Raw genomic sequence first — 1,394 nt, 5'->3', positions numbered from 1 at the left:
TCCGATATGGGATCCCCACGCTAGGGGGGTAATATTTGGTTTAAGCTTGTATCACGGTCGTGGCCACGTATTTAGGTCGATTTTAGAGGGCATAGGTTATGGCCTGGAGCACCACGCTGAAGTTGCCAGAGAGCTAGGAATAATGCCTAAGCGAATTGTAGCCGTTGATGGAGGAGCTTCAAGTCCTCTCTTTAGGCAAATAGTTACAGATATTATGGATACCCCACAAGATTATATGGCAAAAGTCTCGGGAGCCCCCGTTACGGATGCTTACTTAAGTGGTATGGGCGTGGGAATATACAAAGATTTTTCGACCCTCAAGAGTTGGATCGAATTTTCGGATCACAATGAGCCGATTCCTGAAAACGTGAAGGTATACAAAAAGTTGTATAAAGTTTATCGAAAAATCTATGAAAAGACTGCAGAAGAAATGCATTATTTAGCCAAGCTCCAATAGAAGCCTTTAATTAAAAGGAGTGAGATTCATCATGAAAGCATTAAGGCTTTATGGCCCAAATGATTTAAGATTAGAGGAAGTTCCCAAGCCCTCCATTTCGGATGAAGAGATTTTGGTACGGGTGAAAGCGTGTGCTATATGTGGCAGTGATGTAAGAAATGTTGCTGCAGGAGGATCAGGACATGGTTTTTCTCTCCCCAGGATCATCGGTCATGAAATATCGGGTGTAATTGAAGAGGTAGGTTCTAAAGTGGTTGGTTATACCCCGGGCATGAAAGTAGTATTGGGAGTGGTTATCTCTTGTGGAATATGCATCTATTGCATGAAAGGGCATCCGAATATATGTATACATAAAGAAGCGCTATCGTATCAATACGATGGTGGATTTGCAGAATTTGTCGTTGTTCCAAACACATTAGTTAAACAAGGCGGAGTCATGCTCATCCCTGAGGGCATAAGTTTTGAGGAAGCCTCGATTACTGAGCCTTTTTCCTGTGCGCTAAACGGGCAAGAGCTGTCAAATGTTAGCTTGGGCGACGTTGTCGTCGTGATTGGAGCGGGACCTGTTGGCAACATGCATGTTATGTTGGCAAAGGCTAGGGGCGCTTATAACGTGATTCTCTCGGAAGTTAACCCTGAGCGTCTTAAGATGTCGATGAACATCGGACTCGCTGACCACTATACTGAACCCTCCAAATTAAAAGATTTGGTCATGCATAGTACCGGAGGCATTGGTGCCGACGTCGTATTAGTTGCAGCTCCATCGGGTGAAGCGCAGGTCCAAGCTCTGGATGTAGTTGCACCCAGGGGGCGAGTAAATTTCTTCGGCGGATTGCCGCGTGGCAAATCTCAAATTCAGGTCGATAGCAATATGATTCATTATCGTGAAGTTTTCGTCCATGGAACTTCTGATTCTACCTTCTTACAAATGAAAAAA

Annotated in this window: 2 protein-coding genes; both read left to right on the top strand. The window is 44.3% G+C overall.

Going from position 1 to position 1,394, the window contains the following annotated elements; genetic code table 11:
• A partial coding sequence (locus tag Q7P41_RS07795; RefSeq protein ID WP_303883272.1) for an FGGY-family carbohydrate kinase occupies nucleotides 1-457 on the top strand: 457 nt, incomplete at its 5' end.
• A 31-nt stretch (nucleotides 458-488) separates the two neighbouring features.
• Nucleotides 489-1,394 (top strand): alcohol dehydrogenase catalytic domain-containing protein (locus Q7P41_RS07790; protein ID WP_303883271.1); only part of this gene is annotated, 906 nt, incomplete at its 3' end.

It is taken from the genome of Acetomicrobium mobile, from assembly GCF_937920065.1.
This window is presented reverse-complemented; position numbering and strand designations above follow the sequence as displayed.